At 73.0% G+C, this 6,978-nt stretch carries 8 protein-coding genes and 1 other RNA gene; 4 read left to right on the forward strand and 5 right to left on the reverse strand.

All coding sequences use genetic code 11. The features are described from left to right. Together GXW76_RS24370 and ffs are read right to left on the reverse strand one after the other, a co-directional pair. The coding region (locus GXW76_RS24370; RefSeq protein ID WP_246514683.1) for a DNA polymerase III subunit gamma/tau at positions 1 to 1,410 on the reverse strand (1,410 nt) is incomplete at its 3' end. A gap of 47 nt (positions 1,411 to 1,457) precedes the next feature. After that, positions 1,458 to 1,554, reverse strand: an RNA gene (ffs, locus tag GXW76_RS24375) — signal recognition particle sRNA small type. A gap of 265 nt (positions 1,555 to 1,819) precedes the next feature. Here ffs and GXW76_RS24380 point away from each other — a divergent pair. Then, entirely contained in the window at positions 1,820 to 2,290 is a 471-nt protein-coding gene (locus GXW76_RS24380) for a YHS domain-containing (seleno)protein (RefSeq protein ID WP_211864744.1), read from the forward strand. A gap of 101 nt (positions 2,291 to 2,391) precedes the next feature. Here GXW76_RS24380 and GXW76_RS24385 read toward each other — a convergent pair whose 3' ends face one another. Then, the gene (locus GXW76_RS24385; RefSeq protein WP_211864745.1) at positions 2,392 to 2,871 is read right to left on the reverse strand and encodes a MarR family winged helix-turn-helix transcriptional regulator; all 480 of its coding nucleotides are present in this window, start codon (positions 2,869 to 2,871) and stop codon (positions 2,392 to 2,394) included. 86 nt (positions 2,872 to 2,957) lie between these two features. Between GXW76_RS24385 and GXW76_RS24390 the strand changes: the two genes are divergently transcribed. The 3 genes from GXW76_RS24390 (at position 2,958) to GXW76_RS24400 (ending at position 5,348) form a co-directional block, all read left to right on the forward strand. Next, the gene (locus tag GXW76_RS24390) at positions 2,958 to 3,953 is read left to right on the forward strand and encodes a PLP-dependent cysteine synthase family protein (protein WP_211864746.1); all 996 of its coding nucleotides are present in this window, start codon (positions 2,958 to 2,960) and stop codon (positions 3,951 to 3,953) included. 172 nt (positions 3,954 to 4,125) lie between these two features. After that, positions 4,126 to 5,049 (forward strand): NAD(+) diphosphatase, encoded by a 924-nt coding sequence (gene nudC, locus GXW76_RS24395; RefSeq protein WP_211864751.1) that lies wholly within the window; start codon positions 4,126 to 4,128, stop codon positions 5,047 to 5,049. Next, complete coding sequence (locus GXW76_RS24400; RefSeq protein ID WP_211864747.1) at positions 5,046 to 5,348, forward strand: hypothetical protein; 303 nt, start codon at positions 5,046 to 5,048, stop codon at positions 5,346 to 5,348. The genes nudC and GXW76_RS24400 overlap by 4 nt, the downstream gene beginning before the upstream one ends. Before the next feature lie 228 nt (positions 5,349 to 5,576). Here the strand turns inward: GXW76_RS24400 and GXW76_RS24405 are convergent, their stop codons facing one another. Together GXW76_RS24405 and GXW76_RS24410 are read right to left on the reverse strand one after the other, a co-directional pair. After that, entirely contained in the window at positions 5,577 to 6,059 is a 483-nt protein-coding gene (locus GXW76_RS24405; RefSeq protein ID WP_211864748.1) for an RNA pyrophosphohydrolase, read from the reverse strand. Then, positions 6,056 to 6,978: divergent polysaccharide deacetylase family protein (locus GXW76_RS24410; RefSeq protein WP_211864749.1), on the reverse strand; the 923-nt coding region annotated here is incomplete at its 5' end. The genes GXW76_RS24405 and GXW76_RS24410, both read right to left, overlap by 4 nt.

Consider the following 6,978-nt stretch of genomic DNA (forward strand, 5'->3'; position numbering starts at 1 on the left):
GGCCGCGACGGCGCCGCCGCCCGCGACGGCGCGCAATCCGCCGGAACCGCCACCCGGCGCGGGACGCGGGGCGGTGTCGCCGCCGTCCTCCTGCATCAGGCGCTTCACGAGTTCGCCCGGCGTCGGCAGGTCCGAGACATGCGCGAGCCGGATCAGCACCATCTCCGCCGCGGCGCGGCGATCCACGCCTTCCTGCTGCACCTCGGCGATGCCCTTGAGCAGCATCTGCCAGGCGCGGCCCAGGATCGGGACGGAAAGCCGCATCGCGAGCGCCCCGCCGCGGGTGCGTTCGGCCTCCGGCAGCGTCTGGTCGTCCTTGAGTGCCGGCGCGGCCCGGAAGCGCGTCAGCAAATGCGTGAGTTCCGCCAGGTCCTGCAGGACCGCGAGCGGATCGGCGCCGACTTCATGCGTGCGGTCGAGGATGGCGAGCGCCTGCGCGACGTCCCCGTCCATCACCGCTTCCATCAGGTCGAAGACCATGAAGCGGTCGGCGAGGCCGAGCATGTCGCGCACGCCCTCCGCCGTGACGGCGCCGCCGCCCGCGAGGCCGATGGCCTGGTCGAGCAGCGACAATCCGTCGCGCACGGACCCGTCGGCCGCGCGCGCGACCATGCCGAGCGCCTCGCCCTCGGCCTCGATCGCCTCCTTCTCCGCGATGCGGCCGAAATGCGCGCGGAGCACGTCCACCGGCACGCGGCGCAGCGAGAAGGTCTGGCAGCGGCTGCGGATGGTGACGGGCACCTTGCGCAGTTCCGTCGTCGCCAGCACGAAGGTGACGGAGGGTGGCGGCTCCTCCAGCGACTTCAGCAGCGCGTTGAAGGCCTGGTCCGTCAGCATGTGGACCTCGTCCAGGATGAACACCTTCTGGCGTCCCTGGGCGGGGCGGAAGCGCAGGGCTTCCCTCAGTTCACGAACGTCGTCGATGCCGCGGTTGGATGCGGCGTCCATCTCCACCACGTCCGGGTGGCGGTCGGCGAGGATCGCCATGCATTCGGGGCAGACGCCGCAGGGATCGGCGGTGGGGCCGCCCTTGCCGTCCGGGCCGATGCAGTTCAGCGCGCGGGCGATGATGCGCGCGGTCGTGGTCTTGCCCACGCCGCGCACGCCGGTCAGCAGGAAGGCGTGGTGCACGCGCCCCTGCGCGAAGGCGTTGCGCAGGGTGCGGACCAGGGCTTCCTGGCCGATCAGGTCGTCGAAATTGGTCGGGCGGTATTTCCGCGCCAGCACGCGGTACGGGCCGGTCGTCACGATGGCGACAGGCTTCTGTGCGGGCGGCGGGGTTGCGGCAGGCGCCGGTGCGGGGTCACCGAAAAGACCCGGCCCTTCGGGGGGCGGGGGCTCGGGGAGGCCTTCCTCGGCCATCGCGTCCGCGTCCTGCGCGGCGGGGGAGCCAAGGAGGTCGGAGGCCATGCGTTCCCTGGGGCGGCGCGGCCGCTCGGGCCGGTGTGGCTTGACAGGTGGAAGGCCGACGAACGACCCGGGCGAGAACCCGTTACGGCTGCTTCCTTCCGGACCTGACCGGGTTGGCGGGGAGCCCGTCCGCCGCCGACCTTCCGAGGGCACCATATCATGTCACCCCGCCCCGCGCACCAGCCCCCCTCGGCATGGGATCGGCGCAGGCATTCCATGCAGCCGCCGGAGGCCTCTGGCACGCTTTCGTCAATGCTGCCGGCGACCTCCGTTGCCGCCTTCGGGCGGGCGGGCAGCGGGATCATGAGGCCGCGCCCCGCCCGCCTCGTCATGCGCGCCAGGCCCCTGGCCGGGGCGGTGTAACCGGACAGGGCGCGCCGACGAAACGAAAGGCGAAGGAGACACCGCCATGGCCCTTTCCCGCCGTTCGATGCTTTGGATGGTCCCCGGCGCCACGCTGGCCGTGCCGCTCGGCACGCTGCTCTTCCCCGGCACGGGGCGCGCCGCGCAGGTGAATGTCGAGGACGGCGTCGCCGTGCGCGGCACCGACGTGGTGGCCTATTTCACCGAGGGCCGCGCGATCGCCGGGAATCCCAGGTTCACGACACCGTGGCGCGGTGCGACCTGGCGCTTTGCCTCTGCCGCGCACCGCGACCTCTTCGCCGCCGAACCCGAACGCTACGCCCCCGCCTATGGCGGCTTCTGCGCCTACGCGGTCAGCGAGGGCTATACCGCGCCGATCGATCCTGCCGCTTGGCGGATCGTCGATGGGCGGCTCTTCCTGAATTACGACCGCGCCGTGCAGCGGCGCTGGGAGAGGGACATCCCCGGCCGGATCGCGCGGGCGGATGCCAATTGGCCGGGGCTCTCGGCCCGGTAGGGCGGGCGCGGCTTCCATCCGGCACGACTCCGGGCGGCTGGTCCGTCCCGGCGGACCCGCGGGCATCCCGACCCGATCGTGCGAATCCTCGAAGGCCGGGATCAGCCCTGGCGGCTTCGCGGTGCCGCCGGCCCTTCGCCGGGCAGCGCATCCGCCTCCGCCGCCAGACGCCGCGCCAGGGCCGCGGAGAGGTGCTCCTCCAGCGCGGCCTGCGCCCGGCGCCAGACCGGCAGCGCGGCATCGAGGCGCCGCAGGCCGATTTCCGTGAGCCACACGGCACGCCGCCGCAGGTCCGCCTCCGCGGTCACGATCTCGACAAGCCCCGCCGCCTCGAGCGTCCGCAGGTTGCGCGACAGGGTGGAAGGATCGAGCCCGGTTCGCCGCGCCAGTGCGCCGAGCGTGTCGTCGGCGGCGACGGCGACCTGCGCCATCAGCCCGATCTGCGCGACCGAGAGCCCGCATCCGGCCATCTCGCGGTCGAGGAACTGGGTGATCCGCCGGGCAGCGAGGCGGCTGTTCCAGCCGGCGCAGGCCTGCACCAGCTCCCGTGCATCCCTGCGGAGGGTCGATTTCGGTTGCATCTCGATGTCCGCATAAATATGTAGCTGCAAATTTTGCAGATACAAGCAAAATTCGCCAATTCCCTCCCACGGCGAAGGAAGGCCCGATGCCGACGATCCTCGATGCCATCGGCAAGACCCCGATGCTTCCCCTGCGCCGGATCCCGCCCGCCGGCGGCGCGCGCATCCTGCTCAAGGTCGAAAGCGCCAACCCGACCGGCAGCATGAAGGACCGCATGGCGCTGGCGATGATCGAGGCGGCCGAGACCGATGGCCGCCTCCCGCCGGGCGGGGCCGTCGTCGAATACACGGGGGGCAGCACGGGCGTCTCGCTCGCCCTGGTCTGCGCGGTGAAGGGCCATCCGCTGCACATCGTCACTTCGGACGCCTTCGCGCGGGAGAAGCTCGACCACATGCGCATCCTCGGCGCGCGACTCGAGGTGCTGCCGAGCGACGGCGGGCGCATGACCGGGAAGCTGACCCGCGACATGATCGCCACCGCACACGCCATCGCCGCCGAGGCCGGCGCCTTCGCGACCGACCAGATGCGGAACACCGACCAGTTCGCCGCCTATCGCCGCATGGCGGCCGAGATCGACGCGCAGGCGGAAGGCCCCGTCGCCGCCTTCGTCCAGGCCGTCGGCACGGCGGCGAGCCTGCGCGGCGTGGGCGAGGCGTTGCGCGCGAGCCAGCCCGGCATCCGCATCGTCGCCGTTGAGCCGGCGGAATCGGCCGTGCTTTCGGGCGGCCCGACCGGGGCGCACAGGATCGACGGCATCGGCGCCGGCTATGTCGTGCCGCTGTGGAAGCCGGATATCGCCGACGCGATCGAGCCCGTCTCGAGCGCGGAGTCGACCGCGATGGCCCTCCGGCTGGCGCGGGAAGAAGGCCTCTTTGCCGGCACCTCGACCGGCGCGAACGTCGTCGCCGCGCTGCGTGTGGCCGGGCGGCTTGGGCCGGGCGCGACCGTCGTGACGGTCATGTGCGACACCGGCATGAAGTACCTCGGCACCCTCGGGCCCGCGGCGGCCTCCGCGGCCCACCGCGATGCCGGCCCGGTCGCCGGCCGCGTCGCGGCGATGGGCGCGCCTTCGGGACCCTGACGCACGCGGCCGCGGTGGAGCGTTCCGCACTTGCCCGCGAATGGCGGCGCGCTGCCCGGCTGGCTGCCCTGGCCCGTCCGGGCGCGTCGAAACGCCGCGCCCCTGCCGCATTGCACACCGCCCCGCCTCTCGGATGGACGGAGGCGTGAGCGCATGGCAGGGTCCGGCCCGCATGCTCTCCATCCCCGCCAGCCGCCCAAACGCCTATACCGGCAGCCCGCTCGACCGCGCGGGCGAGAAACGCGACGACGCCGAATTCATCGTCGCTGCGCTGACCCATCCCGATACCCTCTTCGTCCCCGTATGGCGCGCCCGCAGCCTCATGCGCGGCGTCGCGGACGGCCATCCGGAGGCGGTGCTGCTGACCGGCGCCGCCGCCGAATCCGTGCGCATGGCGGACGGGCCCTGGGCCTTCCTCGGCCTGTGGGAAGGCCGCCCGGCCTTCGCGGTGGACTGCTCCCACGCCGACGACCCGCTGCCGTTGCTGCCCGAGGGCATGGGCACCTTCACCGACCTGCGCCAGGTCGCCGGCCTGCTGCCGGCGGGGGAGGCGAGCGTGCTCGCCCATGCCCGCGGCCTGATGCACTGGCGCACCAAGCACCGCTTCTGCGGCATCTGCGGCAGCCGCTGCGAGCCGCGCTCCGCGGGGCACGTCATGGTCTGCCAGGGCTGTGGGGCGCAGCATTTCCCGCGCACGGACCCGGCGGTGATCATGCTGGTGGTGCGCGGCGATTCCTGCCTGCTCGGCCATTCGCACCGCTTCCCGAACGTGACCATGTACTCGACGCTCGCCGGCTTCGTGGAGCCGGGCGAAAGCCTCGAGGAAGCGGTGCGGCGCGAGGTGAAGGAGGAGGCCGGCGTCGATGTCGGCCACGTGCTGTATCATTCCTCCCAGCCCTGGCCGTTCCCCTCCTCCATCATGCTCGGCTTCCATGCCGAGGGGCTGACCGAGGAGATCCGCATCGATCCCGAGGAACTGAAGGACGCGCGCTGGTTCACGCGGGACCAGATCCGCAACCACCAGGCGCTCGGCTTCTCCTTGCCGCGGGCGGATTCCATCGCGCGCCGCCTGATCGAGGACTGGCTCTCGGCATGATCCGCCCTGTTGCGCTGTTTGCGCTGCTCACGCTTGGCGCCTGCCAGCAATCCTCGCTGGTGGACCTTATGCCGCAGGATCCCAGCCCGGATGGACAGGCCTGCCGCGAGGAAGCCCTGAACGACCCAGACGTCCGCCGCATCCGCCGGTCGAACGTGTCCGACAACACCTCGCAGCAGTTCATCGTCCAGCGCGAACTCGAGGAAGCGCTGCCACGCGCCTATCGCGCCTGCATGCTCCGCCGCGGCGCGACGCCGGCCGGCGGCGTGGAACGGCTGCGCCGCCGCCCCGGATTGTGAAGGCGGCGGGCCACCTTGGTGGCCTCGACCGGCTTCGCGGGCCGGAGATCAGGAAGCCGGGCCGCCGGGATGCGGCCCGTCACGGCATGACCGGGCGCGGTCTTCATGCCGCCGGGCCTTGCCGGTGACCCCATCATCGGGGAAGCGAAGGGCATGGGGCGGGCGGCCGGCCGGGGGCACGCGCGAAACCGAAGCCCCGATGCCGGCCAGCGGGAAGGCCGGCCGGCATCAGCCCGCGAAGCGCGCGAATTCCCGCGCGAGATCCTCGTAGATCGCGCGCTTGAAGGCGACTGCGAGGCCGGGAAGTTCCCCCAGCCGCGCCCAGCGCCAGGCGTCGAATTCCGGATGCGGGTCGAGGTCGAGCCGGATGTCCGCATCCGTGCCGCGGAAGCGCAGCGCGAACCACTTCTGCCGCTGCCCGCGGTACCTGCCCCCGAGCGCCTTGCCGACCAGGTGTTCCGGCAGGTCGTAGGTGAGCCAGCGCGGGTGCTCGGCGAGGATCTCGGCGCGGGCGGTGCCGATCTCCTCCTCCAGTTCGCGGAAGACGGCGATGGCGGGGTCCTCGCCCTCATCCATGCCACCCTGGGGCAACTGCCAGCCGCCGGGCGCGCCCTCGGCATTGGGCAGGTCGGCGCGGCGGGCGACGAGGATCAGGCCGGCATCGTTGAACAGCACGGCGCCGACATTGTCACGGTAGGGCAGGTCTCTCATGGCGTGGCGTTCCGCGGGCCGGGCGGATCGGTGGCGGCCGATTCGGGGCGGCGGATCATGGCCGAGACCGGCGCCAGCACCATCCCGCGCTGGTCCAGCGTCGCGGCCCAGGCGGCGACGCGCTCCACCAGCACGGGCGTCGCCGCCCCGGCCAGGCCGAGCGCCGCGCCGCGGTCACGGGCGATCTGCTCGAGGTCCGCGAGGCGGCGGTCGATCTCGCTGCGCGTGCCAGCCGGCTCGTCGAGCACGACATCGACGCTCCGGCCCCAGGCGCGTGCCGGGGCGGGTGCGCCGGGCCGCGGGTCGAGATAGAGCAGGCCGCGGCGCAACAGCGCTTCCTGCACGGAGCCGATCGCCTCGGGCAGGGCGGCGAAGCGCTCGCCGCGCATGGCGCCGATGGCGCCGATGGCGCCGACATAGCCCTGCGCGCGGGAGAGCGACCAGTCGAGCAGGTCGAGGTTCTCCGCCATCGGCCGCCCGGTGAGAAGGGCGCGGTCGCCGGGGTCGTTGAGTGGGAATCCCGCGGGTTCCATCGGCACGGAGATCAGCGTCTCCATGCCGCGTTCGCGGGCCCGCTCCGCGGCCTGTCCGGGGCGCGGGGCATAGGGGGAGAGGGCCAGCGCCACGGCGGGAGGCAGGCGGCGGATCGCCTCCTCCGTCTGCGTTGCCGAAAGGCCGACATCGGCCACGACGATGCCGATGCGCGGCCTGGTGTCGCGCCGGTCGAATTCGCGCCCATAGGCGCGGATGGAGGTCCGCCCGTCGGGTCCCAGGCGCGGCAGCATGCCGTGCCGGCCCTGTTCGAGCAGGTCCGGGTCGGGTGCCGGGATGGGGCGGGCGGCGGCGCGCTGCGGCGGTCCGGCAGCCAGGAGCGGCGGCGGCTCAGGCGCAGCCGGGGCAGGTGCCGCCGCGGGCGACG

The organism is Neoroseomonas soli (assembly GCF_018129065.1).
Taxonomy (GTDB): Bacteria; Pseudomonadota; Alphaproteobacteria; order Acetobacterales; family Acetobacteraceae; genus Neoroseomonas; species Neoroseomonas soli.

Coding starts and splice junctions, on each gene's coding strand:
- GXW76_RS24380 (WP_211864744.1), top strand. CDS start 1,820: ATGGCCCTTTCCCGCCGTTCGATGCTTTGGATGGTCCCCGGCGCCACG.
- GXW76_RS24390 (WP_211864746.1), top strand. CDS start 2,958: ATGCCGACGATCCTCGATGCCATCGGCAAGACCCCGATGCTTCCCCTG.
- nudC (WP_211864751.1), top strand. CDS start 4,126: ATGCTCTCCATCCCCGCCAGCCGCCCAAACGCCTATACCGGCAGCCCG.
- GXW76_RS24385 (WP_211864745.1), bottom strand. CDS start 2,871: ATGCAACCGAAATCGACCCTCCGCAGGGATGCACGGGAGCTGGTGCAG.
- GXW76_RS24400 (WP_211864747.1), top strand. CDS start 5,046: ATGATCCGCCCTGTTGCGCTGTTTGCGCTGCTCACGCTTGGCGCCTGC.
- GXW76_RS24405 (WP_211864748.1), bottom strand. CDS start 6,059: ATGAGAGACCTGCCCTACCGTGACAATGTCGGCGCCGTGCTGTTCAAC.